9 protein-coding genes are annotated in these 15622 nt (G+C 70.9%); 2 read left to right on the top strand and 7 right to left on the bottom strand.

Annotated elements, in window-relative coordinates; all coding sequences use genetic code 11:
* The first annotated feature begins 3 nt into the window (after nucleotides 1–3).
* Nucleotides 4–723 (top strand): hypothetical protein, encoded by a 720-nt coding sequence (locus DB32_RS30515; RefSeq protein ID WP_053236173.1) that lies wholly within the window; start codon nucleotides 4–6, stop codon nucleotides 721–723.
* On the opposite strand, the gene DB32_RS30520 is transcribed toward DB32_RS30515, so the two are convergent.
* The 7 genes from DB32_RS30520 to DB32_RS30550 form a co-directional block, all read right to left on the bottom strand.
* Entirely contained in the window at nucleotides 724–3057 is a 2334-nt protein-coding gene (locus DB32_RS30520; RefSeq protein WP_053236174.1) for a TonB-dependent receptor family protein, read from the bottom strand. It abuts the gene before it with no gap.
* Entirely contained in the window at nucleotides 3057–4457 is a 1401-nt protein-coding gene (locus tag DB32_RS30525; RefSeq protein ID WP_053236175.1) for an HTTM domain-containing protein, read from the bottom strand. Before DB32_RS30525 ends, DB32_RS30520 begins: the two co-directional genes overlap by 1 nt.
* A 10-nt stretch (nucleotides 4458–4467) precedes the next feature.
* Complete coding sequence (locus tag DB32_RS30530; protein ID WP_053236176.1) at nucleotides 4468–5730, bottom strand: imelysin family protein; 1263 nt, start codon at nucleotides 5728–5730, stop codon at nucleotides 4468–4470.
* A gap of 158 nt (nucleotides 5731–5888) precedes the next feature.
* Complete coding sequence (locus DB32_RS30535) at nucleotides 5889–7595, bottom strand: NHL repeat-containing protein (protein ID WP_083457959.1); 1707 nt, start codon at nucleotides 7593–7595, stop codon at nucleotides 5889–5891.
* Between the two features lie 128 nt (nucleotides 7596–7723).
* Nucleotides 7724–8875 carry a hypothetical protein gene (locus DB32_RS30540; RefSeq protein ID WP_157069577.1) on the bottom strand — a complete coding sequence of 384 codons (1152 nt, stop codon included), beginning with the start codon at nucleotides 8873–8875 and terminating at the stop codon, nucleotides 7724–7726.
* Between the two features lie 694 nt (nucleotides 8876–9569).
* Entirely contained in the window at nucleotides 9570–11246 is a 1677-nt protein-coding gene (locus DB32_RS30545) for an HmuY family protein (RefSeq protein WP_053236179.1), read from the bottom strand.
* 121 nt (nucleotides 11247–11367) lie between these two features.
* Nucleotides 11368–13326, bottom strand: a complete 1959-nt coding sequence (locus tag DB32_RS30550; protein ID WP_053236180.1) for a TonB-dependent receptor plug domain-containing protein — start codon at nucleotides 13324–13326, stop codon at nucleotides 11368–11370.
* 213 nt (nucleotides 13327–13539) lie between these two features.
* Between DB32_RS30550 and DB32_RS30555 the strand changes: the two genes are divergently transcribed.
* Nucleotides 13540–15612 (top strand): Kelch repeat-containing protein, encoded by a 2073-nt coding sequence (locus tag DB32_RS30555; RefSeq protein ID WP_169791611.1) that lies wholly within the window; start codon nucleotides 13540–13542, stop codon nucleotides 15610–15612.
* Nucleotides 15613–15622 lie beyond the last annotated feature (10 nt).

Genomic DNA, 15622 nt, shown 5'->3' on the forward strand with positions numbered 1-15622 from the left:
CTGATGCAAGCGCTCTCGCTCACCTACGACATCGTGCCCGTCGCGTCGCTCCGTCATGGCGACCGCGACGATCTCTGGGACGTCTACCGCCGGCACTTCGACGCCGCGCGCAGCGAGCTCGACGCGAGCCTCGCGCGCGGCAGCCACGTGATCCGGTACCGCCGTCGCGGTGATCAGCGCGCGCGCGGGCTCACCGTGATCTCGCTGCGAGAGGCCGAGCACGCGGGGCGACGCTTCCACTGGCTCTGGGCGGGCGCGCTCGCGATCGATCGCGAGTGCCGCGGGCGTGGGCTCATCGAGCGCTCGGGCATCGAGACGTTCGCGCGGTTCCGCGTACGCCACCCGAGCGCGCCGCTCTTCTGGCTGTACGAGAGCATCTCGTTCCAGAGCTTCCGCATGATGGCGCGCAGCTTCGACGTGTACTGGCCCAGACCGGATCACGACACGCCCGCGTGGGAGCACGGCGCGATCGACACGCTCGCGCGCATCTCGACCGGCGATCGCTGGGACCCCGAGCGACGGATCGTGCGCGCGACCGGACGCAAGCACATCCGCCACGAGTCGTCGCAGACATCGGTGGGCGAGGACGATCCGCTCCGCGCGTTCTATCGCCGCATCAACCCCGGCGCGGAGAACGGGGCCGCGGTCGTGATGCTCGCGCCGCTCGACGCGACGAACCTGCGCGCCGTGCTGCGCCACGCGCTGAGCGCGCGGCGCACCTGATCAGCGGATGTCGATCTCGATGCCGCCCTGCACCAGCACGGGCTTCGTGCCGCGCGCGCCCCACGCGCGGCGCGTCACGAGCGGCTGCGCGCCGGTCAGGTTCTCGCCGCGCACGTACACGCGGAAGCCCGGATAGACCTCCACGCTCGCGCTCGCGTCGAGCATGAAGTACGCGTCGGTGAGCTCGATGTCGGGCACGTCGCCCTGTCCCGCGACGTCGCGCATCTGCGACACGAAGAGCCCGTTCGTGTGCAGCGCGAGCATCCGCCACGTGAACCCGGCGCGCATCGAGAGCTGGTGCTCCGGCACGTACGGGAGGTGGTCGCCGACCTCGACCTGTCCGAACTGCGGATTCGTCGAGAAGAAGGAGGTCATGAAGCGCGACCACGTCCACGTGTAGCTGGCCGCGAGCGGGATCGAGAGCTCGTCGACCACGAACGTGTGCGCGGCCTCCGCCTCGATCCCCATCACCAGCACCGCGCCCGCGTTGAACTGACGATCGAGCATGTCCGACGTGCAGCCCGACGCGAGCGTGCAGATGCTCGAGAGGTTCTGGTAGTCGCTGATGAAGTACGTGAGCTGTCCGTGCGTGAGCTCGTCGATGCGCCCGTATCGCGCGCCGACCTCGTAGTTCCACGCCGTCTCGGGCAGCACGTCCGCTTCCTGCCCCGGACCGATCGGCGAGAACCCGAGGTGCGCGCCCGCGAACACCGCGAGCTCGGGGAGCAGCGCGTACTGCACACCGACGCCCGGCAAGAACGCGTATTGCTCGCTCGAGATGCGGCGCCCGGTGTATCGATCCTCGTGCTCGAGCCAGATGAGCTCGGTGCGGAACCCGGGCGAGATGGTCAGTCGCTCCCAGGTCACGCCCCAGCTCGCATACGCCGCGAGCGCCCACGCGCTGTCGTGGTTGCCCTCGAGCTCGAGCCCCGCGTTCTGCAGCACCATCTGCTGCTGCAGGAGGTAATACGTGTCACCCGTGTGATTGCGGGTGATCTCGTCGAAGTGGAGACGAGCACCGTAGTCGATCCGATGCGCGAAGGGTCCGGTGTCGAACGACACGCGCCCGTTCGCCTGGATGCCCTGCACCGCGAAGATGCGGTGGTTGCGCGCGACGAGCAGCGGCGCGTCGCTCGGCTCCGCGTCGAGCGTGCCAGTCAGTCGCTCGTACTGGCTCGCATAGATCATCGGATTCTGGAGGATCCGATCGAACCCGACGCGCGTGCCGCACGTGTCGAGCTCTCCGGCCGGCGTGATCGCGAGCGTGTCGCAGAAATGATCGAGCCGATACCAGGTGCGCTCGAAGTCGTGCCGATAGGCGGTGACGGTGAGCTCCACGTCCTCCGACTCGATCTGATATCGGAGCTGCACGCGCGTGCGCCACCACTCCATCCGATCGAGCTGCGTCGCCGCATAACGACGATAGGGATTGTCGCGGAAGTCCTGATCGCTCAGGCCGAGATACGTCTCGTTCGACTGCTCGAGCCCGAGCCCGAACGTGACCTCGAGCCGATGATAGAAGTCGCGATCCAGACTGCCGTGCAATTCACCGCGAGCGATGATGTCGGTGCGGTGGAACCCGGTGTCGGTATCGCCGCCCGGCGGCGCATCGAGCTCGTGGAAACCGCTCGAGCGCAGGTGCAGCGCCTCGACGAGGAACCCGCCCCACTCGTTCGAGTCGCCGTAGTACAGGTGCGCGCGCCCGTACCACGTGTTGCCGAGCGAGAGATCGATGCGCCCCTCGCGGCGCCCGGGGATCTGACGGCCCTGGAGATCGATCGCGCCACCGACGGTGTGCGGGCCGTAGAGGACCGCGGCGGGCCCGGCGGTGACCTCGACGCCGGTCATGCGCGCCATCAGCGGGAAGTAATACGCAGCAGGCGCCGAGTACGGCGCGGGCGCGAGGAGGACTCCATCCTCCATCAGCGTGATCTTCCGGCTGCGCTCGGCGCTCGCCCCGCGGATGCCGATGTTCGGGCGCAGTCCGAAGCCCTCTTCGGTGCGCACGTACACACCGGGCACCTGCGTGAGCACGGCGAGCGGGTCGTTGTAGTCGAGCTGCTCGAGCTCCTCTTCGCCCATCACGTGCACCGAGCCGCCGGCCCGGAACACCTCCTCGGCGCGCGCTCGCACGAGCACTTCGCCGGTCGTCAGATCCTCGTCGCGCGCCTCGCGCGTCACGTCGACCTGCTCTTCGGTCGCTGCGCCGTCTTCGGCCTCGACCTCCGTCGTGTCGTCGCTCGGCGGTGGCTCCTCGCCAGCCTCGGTCTCCTGCGCCTTCGCCTCGACGCTCCACAGGAGCGCCGCGATCACCACGAGCCATTGCCAGCGCATCAGCGCTCCCCGATCCGAGCGAGCGCGGACGTCGCGACGTCGAGCGGCGGACCCGAGGGCTCCGGGAGGATCCAATCGGCGGGCAGGAGCGAGTCCTCCACGCGAGCGAGGTCCACGTCGGGATCGATCATCCGAGCCATCCGCCGTCCGTTCAGAGACACCCACGCGTCCACGCGTACCTCGACATCCATCTCGCCGCGCGCTCGATGCTCGCGGGCGATGTGATGCGCCAGCTGGAGGATCATGTCCGGCTGCGCCGAGAACTCGACCTCTTGATCGCGCGTGAGGTAGTCGCGCGGCGCGACCTCGCGCTCGAAACGCCGACCACGCGTGCGCACGCGATAGGTCACGCTGCCGTTCTTCTCGCGACAGAGGACGCGCCACGACCACCGCATCCCCTGCTCGTGCCACAGCACGTTCCCGCCATACGCATACGCGCGCAGCGGCATCAGCACGTGGAACGCGCACCACGCACCGAGCGCGACCGTCGCGACGGCGCGCGATCCCGCGAAACGCGGCACCGTCGACGCGATCGAGGGTGCATCGCTTTTCCGCCCGAGCACGCGAAGCACCGCGCGCGGCCACGACGGATCGAAGAACACGAGCGCCGTGACGCTCATGATCCAGGGGAACATCCCGATCTGGAACAGCGAGCCGGTCGCGACGTGGAAGACGAGCAGCGCGGCATACGCGAAGGGCCGCGTGCGACGCCACGAGAGCCAGATCGGGATCGTGAGATCGTAGAGGAACCCCGCCCAGCTCATCGCGTACGCGACCTCGATGCGGTCGAAGTACGCACCGATCACCGGCGTGCTCATCCGCGCGCCGAGCCAGATCTGGAGCGGCTGCGCGTGCAGCAGCCAGTCGCTCGTCAGCTTCGCGAGCGCCGCGAACACGTAGACGACGCCGACCTGGAAGCGCACCAGCCACGTCATCCATCGCGGCAGCGTCGCCGCGCGGAGGTGCGGGCGCAGCTTCGCGTCGAGCGACCACGCGCGATGGAGCGGCAGCACGCTCATCACGAGCGCGAGCACGCTGACGAGATAGTAGTGGTTGAGATAGGTCGTGACGTCGATCAGCTCGACGTACGTGAAGAGCAAGAAGAAGAGGACGATCGCGACGCGGTAGAAGAGCCCGAGCGCGATCAGCGCGCCGCAGATCGCCATCGCCACGAACACCGCGTGGATCCACGGCGCGGGCAGCGGGCGCACCCACTCGAAGCCCCAGTACGTGAAGTGGAAGGTCGGGCGCGCGTAGAAGCGCTCGACCCAGCCCTCCGCGACGAATCGCGTCGGGATCACGACGGCGAGCACGCCGAACACGATCCGGAACACGGCGAGGGCCGCCGCGTCGGTCGGCTGGTGGGCGCGCGCCCAGAGGCTCGACAGCACGCTCCGCATCGCGACCCGATCAGTCGTTGTCTTCGGCGGCGCCCATCGGGAGCTCGAGCGCGAGCACGGTGCGGAACTCGGCCTTGAAGAGATCGGTGATCGCCTTCACCGCCGCGTACATCGCGGCGTACTCGTCGACGTGCGCCGCGAACGTGGTCGCATCGACCGGCGGCAGCGCCGCCGCGAGCGCGACCGCGGCCGCGATCTTGGTGCGCATGTCCGCCTCGAGCTCGGTCGCGCCGACGGTGAGCAGCAGATCGTCGAAGCCGATCGCGTCGGTGCCCTCGGGCGCGCCGAGGAAGAGCGCCTGGAACGCCTGCAGGTTCGGCAGGATGTGCTCGCTCGAGCGATGCGCGTAGCGCGACTCGAGGAGCTCGGGACAGCTCTCGCTCTCGCAACGATCGTTGATCGACGCCGGGGCGCCGAGCTTCGAGTCCTTGATCTGCCGATCCAGATAGAACATCGCGTGGAAGATCGCGTTCAGCCCGTCCTGCGACATCGGGTAGACGGTGCTGCCCTCGCCCGCCGTCGCGAGCTGCGTCACGAATGCGCCGCCCTCGGGGGCCCACGCCGCGAGCAGCGCGTCGGCTGCGCGATCGACGAGCTGCGCCAGCGCGTGTGCATGCGCCGCGCGCCGCGCACGGACGCCGCTCTCCCCGAGCGCAGCCCACGCCTCGGGATCGACGGTCACGGCCGCGCCGGGATCGCAGTCGTGATCGGCGCTCGGCTCGAAGAGCAGGTACTCGATCGCGCCGAGGCCGAGCATGTAAGGGCCCTGCCGCCGCAGCGTCTCGAGGTCCTCGTACACGCCCGACTGCGTCGCGACGTCGATGCGACACCGGTTGAACGAGGGCCACGCGTACATCGCCTCGCGAAGGCCGCGTCCGCCCGTGACCTCTCCGCCGGCCATGCCGCCCGGCCCGAGCTGGAGCAGCTCGGCGCGCTCGACCACGACCATCGTGCTGCGCCATGCGTCCTGCGCCGCTGCGCGGGTGTCGTCGCTCGGCGCGCTCGCGTGCGCCTGGGTCGCGGCGACCAGCGCCTCGGTCTCCGTCGCGAGCTCGCGGTACGTCGGCAGCACGACGCGCTCACCGATCGACACGAGCAGCGCGCGCGTCGCCTCGGCGCGCGTGAGGCCGCCGGCATCGCGCGTGTCGGACACGTCGGGGCGCGGGCCCGAGTCCACCGGCTCGGTCGAGGCGTCCTCTCGCGGCGGCTCCTGCGTGGACGACGAGACGATCACGCAGCCGATCGCGAGCGCGGCGGTCGCCGCAGGGAGCATTCGGAGGATTCGCGGAGTCCTGTGCATCGTGGCGCTTCCGCTCCGGCCGAGGTACCCGTCCCGCGGAGCGCGCCCGGAGACTGCGCGATCTCGCGAGTTCGACGCAAACGCGGAGACGACCGAGCGCACGCTCGATCGTCTCCGCGCGAGACTCCCGATCAGTCCACGGGGAGCAGGTAGAGCACCGCGTCGTCGTCGGCGCCCGCGCCGTCCGCGCCCGCGATGCCGACGACCGCGACCGTCGACTCGTCGGCCGAGAGCGCCACGCTCCAGAAGAAGTCGGTGCCGCCGAGATCGAAGAGGCGCGAGCCGTTGGTGCCGAACGTCGTGTCGGGCGCGCCGTTCATCTCGAGCACGGCGACCATCGCGTCGACCTCGGGCATCTCGCCCGCCGGCGGCGCGGTCGCGGGATCGGGGCGTCCGCCGCCGACCGCGAGCACGCGATCGTCGCCGAGCACGATCACCGCGCGGCCGTTGTCGCTCCAGTTGCCGACGTCGATGTACGTCGACCCGCCGGTGCCGTACGTCGAGTCGAGCTCGCCGTCCTCGGTGAAGCGGAACGAGACCCAGTCGGTGGTGTTGGTGCGCGTCGTCTGGATCGTCGGGCCATACCCGATCGTGACCATGTTCGTGCCCTGCAGCGCCGCACCGTACGCCTCCGCGTTGCGCTGATCGCGGCCCGCGAAGTCGTGCCAGACGCCGGGAAGCGTCGTCTCGTCGTCCATCGCGAAGTCCGGGTCGAAGTCGCCGTCCGGCTCGACCTTGTAGAGCACCGGCTGCTGCGACACGCGGTACATCATCGGGTCGGGGGGAGGCGCTGCGTCGGCGGGCTCGGTCAGCGCCGTCGACCTGATGTAGCCGGTGCCGATGATGCTGCCGTCGGGCAGCACGGTCGCCGAGCGCGCGCTGAGGCCCGCGCCACGGCGCGCGAACGTGAGATTTCCGGTGCCCGGAGCGCCGACGATGTCGACGTTCACGAGGCCGTCACCCCCACCGAAGGCGTTGTCGCGCTCGCCGTCTGCGGAGAGGCGAAGCAGCGCGAAGATCGAGTCGGTGCGGGGCAGCGTCGGCTCCGCGCCGAACGTGGCGGGCTGCGATCCCACGGCGCGCTGGGTGCCGTGCACCACGAGCCGCTCCTCCGCCCCCAGCGAGATGCTCCACACGGTGTCTCGACCGCTGAGCGTCGTGCCCGACACTTCGCCGGTCGAGAGATCGAAGCGCGCGACACCCTCGTCGCCGAAGTCGGTGTCGACGTCGCCCGTCGTCGTGTCGAAGCCGACGAGAACGATGTCGGTGTCGCCGTCGCGCGGCGACGCCGCCGTGATGTCGTGCTCGACCTCGCCCGCGATCACCACGCGACCTGCGGTCGGCTGGACCACGATCCCGTACGCGTTCTCGCGATCGCCCGCGTAGCTCGCGGGATCGCCCGGCGTGTCGGGGTTCTCCGCGAGGTTGAGCGTCACGAAGCCATCCTCGCCGAACTCCTCGACGAGCTCGCCGTCCGCGTCGAACTTCGCGACCACGAGCGCGAAGTCGTTGGCCGCGACCGCGATTTGTCCCGCGGCGTACACGTTCCCGGCCGCGTCGAAGGTCACGGCGCGGAAGCGATCGTGCGCCGTCTCGGACAGCGCGATGACCGTCGGCTCGGGATCCGGCTCGGTGCCGCCGTCCGTGCCCGCGTCCTCGTCGGGCTCCTCACCTGCGTCGCTGCCGGCGTCGTCCTCGTCGGGCCCGGCGTCCGAGCCACCCATCGACGCGTCGCGACCCGCGTCGGGCGTGCCCGACGGGCCGTCGTCGTCGCCGCACGCGACGAGCACGCCCGAGAGCGCGACGACAGCGAGCAACCTGCACCATTTCATGGACATCTCCAACCGCCTCCCCACAGGACCGTGCGCCGTGCAAATGATTCTCGCTGGCGCTGAGGACGCGGATGATAGTCGCTCTCACCTCGTACGCAACGAAGCGCGCGACGGGACCCGCCGCGCGCCGCGGATCAACGGGAGCGATAGAGCGCGACGACGCCATCGAGGTTTCCCGCGGGCTCGAGATCGTCGCCTCCGAACCACGCCGCGCCCGAGAAGGTCGCCGCCACGATCGGATCTCCGCTCGCGGTCGCGGACGTGACGGCAGCATCTTCCCCGGCCCCACCGAACCGTGCCGCCCATTCGATGCCGAGCGTCGAGTCGAAGGCCGCCATCAGCACGTCGGCACCGCCCAGCGCCGTGAGTGTTCGCGATGCGACGCTCACGTCGGCGTCGGAGGTACCTCCGACGATGATCGAGCCCGAAGCGTCGATGCTCACGGACGTGAACCGATCCGCACCGGCACCTCCGAACGAGGTCGCGCGCATCGGAGCTCCGGTGTCGTCGAGCACCGCGAGAAGCGCGTCCGTTCCCATCGCAGTGACGCTCGTGGAACCGAACGTCATCGTGCCCGCGACCGCGCCCGCGATCACGAGGTTCCGGGCCCCGTCGACCGCGACGGAGTCGGCACGGTCCGGGCCTGCAGAACCGAACCCGACGAGCCATTGGAGCAGCAGGGCGGAGGTCGAAAGCGCGGTCGCGAAGACGTCGGTGCCAGTCGAGCGGATGGTCCTGTCGCCCGCGGACAGCGCCCCGGCGAAGGTGCCGACGAGGAAGAGCCTGTTCGATCCCGCGGCGAGCTGCGGGTTCGGCCATGCAGAAAACGCGGTCGAGAAGATCTCACGGCCCCCGAGGATCGCACCGTTCATCGGGGAGAGGAGATCGACGAACAGGCGATGCGACCCGGGCGCATCGTGCTCCTCGAGCGTCGAGACCACGGCGATGTAGCTCCCGAACACGACCAGACTGTTCGCCGAGTAGGTGGGCCCTTCCGAGGAATCGAGCGAACGATCGGGGAACGTCTGGTTGCGCCAGCGCTGGGTGCCGGACGCGTCGAAGCTCGAGGCCCAGGGGCGGGAGCCTGGGCCGTCGTCGGCCGGGGCCGACCCCGCCGCGTGCAGATTGCCCTCGCTGTCGACGACCAGCGAGCGGGGGTACACGCCAGCCCCCACACCCGTCGCCCAGACGACCGCACCCTCGCTGGTGTGCTTCGCGATGAACCCGCCGGGAGGCACGACGAAGCTCGCGATACCGAATCCGCTCGAGAAACCGCTGACGTACACGTTGCCCGCAGGGTCCGTCGCGACGTCGAGGAGCCTCGAACCATCCGGCAGGTCGACGACGCGTTCCCAGCGCTGGATCGGCAGCGCTCGGCACTCCGACTCCTCGCAGATCTCGCTGCTCGCACACGCATTGCCGCAGGCTCCGCAGTGCGCGCTCGACGTCGTCACGTCGGTCTCGCAGCCGGCGGCGTTCGCGTCGCAATCGTCGGTGCCGGGCGCGCAGCGCGGTGCGTCGGGCGGCGACTGCGCGTCGATGGGCACGCCCGCGTCCGGCTCGCCGCCGTCCGGTGTGATGCAGATCGGGCCGTCGTCGCCTGGGTTCTCGATCGTGCCGGGTCCGCAGACGCAGCGACCCATGTCTTCGTCGTACGTGAGATCGCCGCAGACGGGTCGACGGCAGCCTGCAACGACGATGACGATCGCGGTCACGCTCCAGAGCGAACGGGCACCCATCGGACCTCCTCCGGGAGCGATTCTCGCTCCCGCCTGGCCGACGTTGTCGTAGCGCGGAGGCGGCGGTTGCGTCCGTCCGAGCGTCGAAAAGGAAGCGCCCCCGACGGAGACCCGTCGGGGGCGCGAAAGGGAGGGCGGCAGCTCGCCATGTCCGAGGAACCCGAGCTGCCGGACCCGGCACATCATTGCGCCGCGTCGAAGAGAACTCTGGATCAGATGAGAATGAGTGTCAACTCCATTCTCACCGCGATGCAGCGACCGTCGTCCGGCCCGGCCCCGCGTAGGTCCAGCCGAGCGTCGACCGGCCGCTCGCGTACGCGCGGATCACGAGGCGCCCGACGCTCCCGTCGGCGAGGCGGATCGCGTAGGTCGTCGCGCGCGGCGAGACCGCGTGCGTCGTGGGGTCGTACGCGTACCAGCCCTCGAGCGCGCCGTTGCCCGAGTACGTCGGCGAGCCCGGGGGGCCGGGCATCGTGCGCTCGTCGTCGGCGACGAAGCCCTCGCTCGGCAGCTCGAGCACCGTGGCGGGATCGGCGACGTTCGTGTCGATCGCGCCACCCTGCCCGGGGCCGCTGGTGCCCGAGCTCGTGCGGTACAGCGTGCGGCTCAGCGCGAGATCCCACGTCGCGTCGGTCGCCGGCTCCGCGATCGTGACGACCGCGGCCGCGTGCAGATCGACGTATGCCCAGCTCCCGCTCGTCGACGCCTCGACCTCGATCGCGTGCTCCTGCGGCACGACGTCGATCGCCTCGAGCGACAAGCGGAACGTGCCGTCCTCCCACGACCAGATGCGAAGGCGCGCGTACTCGCCGCGCGCGGTGCGCACCACGAAGGTCTCGTCCTTCGGCGTGACCGCGTGCGTCGTCGGATCGTAGTCGTACCAGGACGCGAGGATCGGGCTGCGCGCTTCGGCCGGCGCGCCCGGGATGCCGCTCGCCGCGACGTCGTCGACGACGAACCCGATCGTGTCGGTCTCGATGACGCGCTCGAGCTCGACCGCGCCCGCGCTCCGCGCGCCGCCGAGGCCGGCGCCGCTCTCGCCCGAGTTGGTGCGGATGAGCGTGCGACGGATCGCGAGATCCCAGTCGAGCGAGGTCTCGGGATCCGTGATCGTGACGACGCCCGCGCCGACGCGGAGGTAGACGAACGCATCGCGTGCGGACGCGTCGATGGTGATCGCGTCGCCCGGGATCGGATCGACGCCCGCGTCACCGCCCGCGTCGGGACGATCGGGCGGGCCGGCGTCGGGGAGCTCGACGTCGCCGCCTCCGATGCGCGCCCAGCGGAACGCGATCACCGCGGGCGTGCCCGCGTCGTCGTAGTAGCCGTCGATGCGCAGCTTGAAGAAGTGGCCCTCGACGCTGCGCACCACGAACACGACGTCGCGCGGCGTGAGGCGATGCGACGAACGATCGTAGTCGTACCAGTCGTTGACGCCCTCGACGCCGCCGTTGAACGCGCTCTCGGGGAACGCGTCGGTGTCCTCTTCGATGTCGACGCCGTCGGCGATCCAGCCGGTCTCGGGCGGAGCGTCGAGCGCGTCGAAGTCGGCGGCGGGCAGGCGTGCCGCTGCCGCGCCGCCGGTGCCGCTCGCGCCGCCGTTCGTCGTGATCGAGAAGCGCGTGAACGCGAGATCCCAGTCGCGCGAGTCGAGCGGATCGGCGGGCGTGACCGCGAGGCCGGACTCGAGATCGAGATAGGCGGTGCCCTCGGTCGCGTCGACGATCGTGGTGATCGTTCCGTCGTCGTTCACCGTGTGGCGGAACGGGCCGCTCGAGGGCGGGATCGAGCCGTCCTGGACGGGCCCCGCGTCGTGCGCGCCGGCGTCCTCTCCGTCGTCGTCGGAGCGCAGATCGGGCGCGCACGCGAACGTGGTGAGCGCGATCGCGGCGAGCGCGATGCGTGTGGTGGTCGTCATTCCAACTTCTCCTGCTCTCGTCGCTGCGTCGCGCGCAGCGCTGAATCGAATCCGGGCTGTCGAGGAGCGAGCGGGGCTGAGGCCTCGCGCGCAGCGTTCAGGGACGGGGCCCCTTCCGAAATCAAAGCCGGCCGCGGATGCCGCCGTAGAACGTGCGGGGGCGCAGCGGCAGGTACGCGTCTCCGGCGTCGAGCACGTTGTCGATGCCCGCCGAGATCTCGAGGTGGCGCTCGAAGCGCTTGTAGATGCGCAGATCGAGCTGCGCGGCCCACGGCGAGTAGATCAACTCTTCGTCGACGTAGAACGGGCGCTCACCGGTGAGCGCGCAGCGCGCGGTCGCGCCGAGATCCCACTCGCGGTGATCGAACGTCGCGCTCAGCGTGATGCGATGCGCCGCGCGTCCCTCGAGCGCGCGATCGTTCTCGTGATCCCACGCGTGCGTGAACGTGTAGCTCGCGGCGAGAGAGAGCTCGCGGATCGGGCGCGCGGTGAGCGACGACTCGATGCCCTGCGTCGTCGCGGACGCGACGTTGTCGTACGTGAAGAGCGTGCCGTCGGGGCTCTCTTCGGCGGTGATCGTCGTGATCAGCCCGTCGACGTCGTTGCGGAAGAGCGAGAGCGATCCGCGCAGCTCGGTGATCGGCGTCCACTCCGCGCCGAGCTGGTAGCTGCGCGACGTCTCGGGCCCGAGGTCCGGGTTGCCGAGCACGACGTACCCGACGGTCGGGTTCTCGAAGCGCAGCAGCAGCTCTTGGAACGACGGCGCGCGGAAGCCGGTGCCGAACGACGCGCGCAGCACGAGCTGACGCACCGGATCGAAGCGCACCGCGAGCTTCGGCGAGAGCTGCGTGCCGTACTGCGAGTCCGCGTCGACGCGCACGCCGGGCACGAGCACCAGGCGCACGTCGTCGTCGATCACGGTCCACTCGTCCTGCACGAACGGCGACGCGCGGAAGCGCGTGCCGACTCCGTCGAGCCGATCGGACTCGAGGCGCTGGAAGAGCTCTTCGAAGCCGAACGTGAGCAGGTGCGTGTCGACGGGGATGTCGAGCTGCACGAGCAGCTGTCCGAGGTCCTCGCGGTGATCCTGGTGCTCGTCGAGCGCGGACGCGCCGCGCTGATCGCGCAGGTACTGCTCGCGGAAGATCGCGTACGACGCGCGCGTGACGAGGCGGATCGCGCCCGCGAGCGCCCACGACGCGCCGAGCCCGCTCTGCAGCTGCTCGGCGAGCTGCGCGCGATCGAACACCGCGCCCGCGTCGTTGCGATCGACGCCCGAGAGGCCGCGCTGCATGTACTCGGCGCGCGCGTCGAGCGAGAGCGTCGGATCGACGCGCCACCGCACGTCGCCGCCGACCGACCACTGCAGGCGCGCGCTGCCGTCGGTCGCGCGCTGGTCCTCGGGGATCGTCGGATCGCCGCCGCGGCGGAAGGGCTCGGCCCAGTGGAACCCGCCCGAGAGGCGCAGTGAGACGTCGCCGAGACGCGCGCCGGCACGGGCGGTCGCGTCGGCGATCCCACCGCCCTCGCCTCCTCCGCCGCTCGCGCTCGCGTCGAGCTCGAGCTCGTCGCGCGTGCGACGCGTGATCACGTGGATCACGCCCGCGATCGCGTCGGAGCCGTAGAGCGCGCTGGATCCGCCGCGCACGATCTCGACGCGCTCGACGTCCTCGAGCCCGTAACGACCGAGATCGATCGCGCCGCCGACGCGACCGGGCACGCGCTCGCCGTCGACGATCACGAGCACGTGCTCGGGGTCGAGGCCCTGCATCTGGATCGCGTCGCCGCGGAACGAACGCGTCACCAGCATCCCCGGCTGCTCCTCGAGGAGCTCGCCGAGATCGCGCGCGCCCGAGCGCTCGATCGTCGCGCGATCGATCACCTCGACGCGCACCGGGCTGTCGTCCTGCGCGACCTCGGTGCGCGTCGCGCTGACCACGACGCTCGACGTGCAGAGCTCGTCGTCGGGTGGGCACTCGGGCGGCGCCTCGCGGGGCGCAGTGTCTCCCGACTGTGCGTGGGCATGCGCCGCGCAGAGCGCGATCGACAGCGAAACGGCGAGGGCTGGGAAGCGGCGCATCGGCGACTCGGGTGGAGCGCTCGCTCGCGCAGGGCCCTGGTGGGAGCGTGCGGGGCACGCGGACGGGAGGGCCCGGAGCAGGCGAGGCGAGTGGCGACTGGAAAGTTGATAACGATAGTCATATACAGTGCCTCTGAGAGTCATTCTCGACAAGAGAAAAACGTGTCCATCGTTCGCAGGCAGACCGCCGCGAACGCCTTCGGAGGGCGTGCCGTGAAGCGCAGTAAACTGAGTCGAATCCACGTGTTGCACGTGATGGCCGCGCTCGCGGCCAGCGTCGTGGGCACCCTGTCGTCGGGCTGCGGCGGCGCCTCGCCGCGCGCGGACGAAGCGCGGGCGACCGCCACGCCGGCCGCGGGATCGGGCGGGCAGAGCGCGGCGGATGCGCGCGTGTCGAGCGCGGCCACGGCGCGCGTCGAGGGCGACTTCCACGCGGTGCTGCCGACCGCGGTGACGAGCTTCGGCGCGGCGTCGGCGAACGGCGCGCTCTACGTGCTCGGCGGCTATCACGGCACGCCGCACGCGTACGTGCCCGAGGATCAGTCGGGCGCGTTCTCGCGGCTCGATCTGTCGCGCACCGGCGCGTCGTGGGAGACGCTCCCCGAGATCGCGCCCGCGCAGAGCATCGCGCTCGTCGCGCACGGCGCGCGCGTGTGCCGCACCGGCGGGATGCGCGCGGTGCGCGAGAACGAGCGCGTTCGTCTGCGATCGATCGACGAGGCAGGGTGCTTCGATCCCGCGCGCGGATCGTGGGAAGCGCTTCCGTCGCTGCCGTCGCCGCGCTCGTCGCACGAGGCTGCGGTGGTCGGCGACACGCTCGTCGTCGCGGGCGGCTGGGCGCTCGAGGGCGAGGCGCCGGGGACGTTCGCGCGCAGCTGGCTCGCGCTCGATCTCGCGCATCCGGAGCGCGGCTGGCGCGAGGCCGAGGCGCCGTTCGCGCGTCGTGGGCTCGGCGTCGCGTCGCTGGGCGAGAGCGTGATCGTCGTCGGTGGGCTCGACGAGGCGGGCGAGATCTCGTCGCGCGTCGACGTGCTCGACGTGGCGCGCGGCACGTGGTCGCGCGGGCCGGACTTTCCGGGTGATGCGTTCGGCGTCGCGATCGAGCGCGCGGGCGATCGTGTGATCGCGAGCGGGCGCGACGGCGTGGTGTGGTCGTGGCGCGGCGGCGACGACGCGTGGCAGCGCGTGGGCACGATGATGTTCCCGCGCTTCTTCCATCAGCTCGTCGCGCGGGGAGACGACGAGGTGATCGCGATCGGCGGGATCCGCGGGATGGTCGACGCGCCGCGCACCGCGCACGTGGAGGCGATCGCGCTCTCGCCGCGCACGTCGCCCCGCGTGACGGTGCTGACGATCGACTCGCCGATGCGCGCGAAGAACCGCCAGGGGCTCTTCGTGCACGACGACGCGCTCCACTTCTTCGGCGGCAACGTGTCGCTCGAGCAGCACGACTTCGAGCCGCAGCACTTCGTCGCGGAGCACCACGCGCTCGATCTGCCGTCGCTCTCGTGGACGCGGCGCGCCGACTATCCGTTCTCGCGACAGACGATCCAGACCGTCGCCGTCGAGGATCGCGGGATCGCGATCGGCGGGTTCGGGCACGAGGGCACGACGCCGTCGACCGGCCAGGCGCGCACGCAGGCGGAGGCGTTCACGTACTCGTTCGACGAGGATCGCTGGACGCCGTGGAGCGCGCTGCCGGTGACGCGTTCGCAGTTCGGTCTGGTCGCGGACGGCGAAGGCGCGCTGTGGGCGCTCGGCGGGCTCGACTACGACCCGGCGCGCGAGGGCGAGGACGCGTTCCGGCACCTCACCGAGATCGTGCGCGCCGACGCGAGCACCGGTGAGTGGCAGGACGCCGGCGTCGCGATGCAGGGCGCGCGTCGTGCGTTCGGCGGCGCGCGCATCGGCGACGTGATGTACGTCGTCGGCGGGATGCGCGGCGAGTTCCAGCTCGTCGAGGACTGTCAGGCGCTCGATCTGCGTGCGCGCGCGTGGCGCACGATCACGTGCCCGCGCACGCCGCGCCTCAACCCGCAGCTCGTCGCGATCGGCGATCGCCTCTACCTCGTCGGCGGCACGTCGCGCGGTGAAGGCGGGCTCGCGGCGGATCGCACGATCGAGGTGTACGACCCGCAGCGCGACGCGTGGTCGGTGCTGATCGAGGATCTGCCGATCGAGCCGAAGCACCTGCGCGCGTTCGAGCTGCGCGGGCGGCTGGTGCTGGTGTCGACGCACGACGCGGAGCCGGTCGCGCGCGTCGCCGTCGTGACGCTGCCGGAGTGAGCGGAGCGCG

This window comes from Sandaracinus amylolyticus (assembly GCF_000737325.1).
GTDB classification, from domain to species: Bacteria; Myxococcota_A; Polyangia; order Polyangiales; family Sandaracinaceae; genus Sandaracinus; species Sandaracinus amylolyticus.

Bases quoted from the DNA above. Each gene is read 5' to 3' on its own strand.
- DB32_RS30550 (WP_053236180.1), bottom strand. From the start codon at position 13,326: ATGCGCCGCTTCCCAGCCCTCGCCGTTTCGCTGTCGATCGCGCTCTGC.
- DB32_RS30530 (WP_053236176.1), bottom strand. From the start codon at position 5,730: ATGCTCCCTGCGGCGACCGCCGCGCTCGCGATCGGCTGCGTGATCGTC.
- DB32_RS30535 (WP_083457959.1), bottom strand. From the start codon at position 7,595: ATGTCCATGAAATGGTGCAGGTTGCTCGCTGTCGTCGCGCTCTCGGGC.
- DB32_RS30515 (WP_053236173.1), top strand. From the start codon at position 4: ATGCAAGCGCTCTCGCTCACCTACGACATCGTGCCCGTCGCGTCGCTC.
- DB32_RS30520 (WP_053236174.1), bottom strand. From the start codon at position 3,057: ATGCGCTGGCAATGGCTCGTGGTGATCGCGGCGCTCCTGTGGAGCGTC.
- DB32_RS30545 (WP_053236179.1), bottom strand. From the start codon at position 11,246: ATGACGACCACCACACGCATCGCGCTCGCCGCGATCGCGCTCACCACG.
- DB32_RS30525 (WP_053236175.1), bottom strand. From the start codon at position 4,457: ATGCGGAGCGTGCTGTCGAGCCTCTGGGCGCGCGCCCACCAGCCGACC.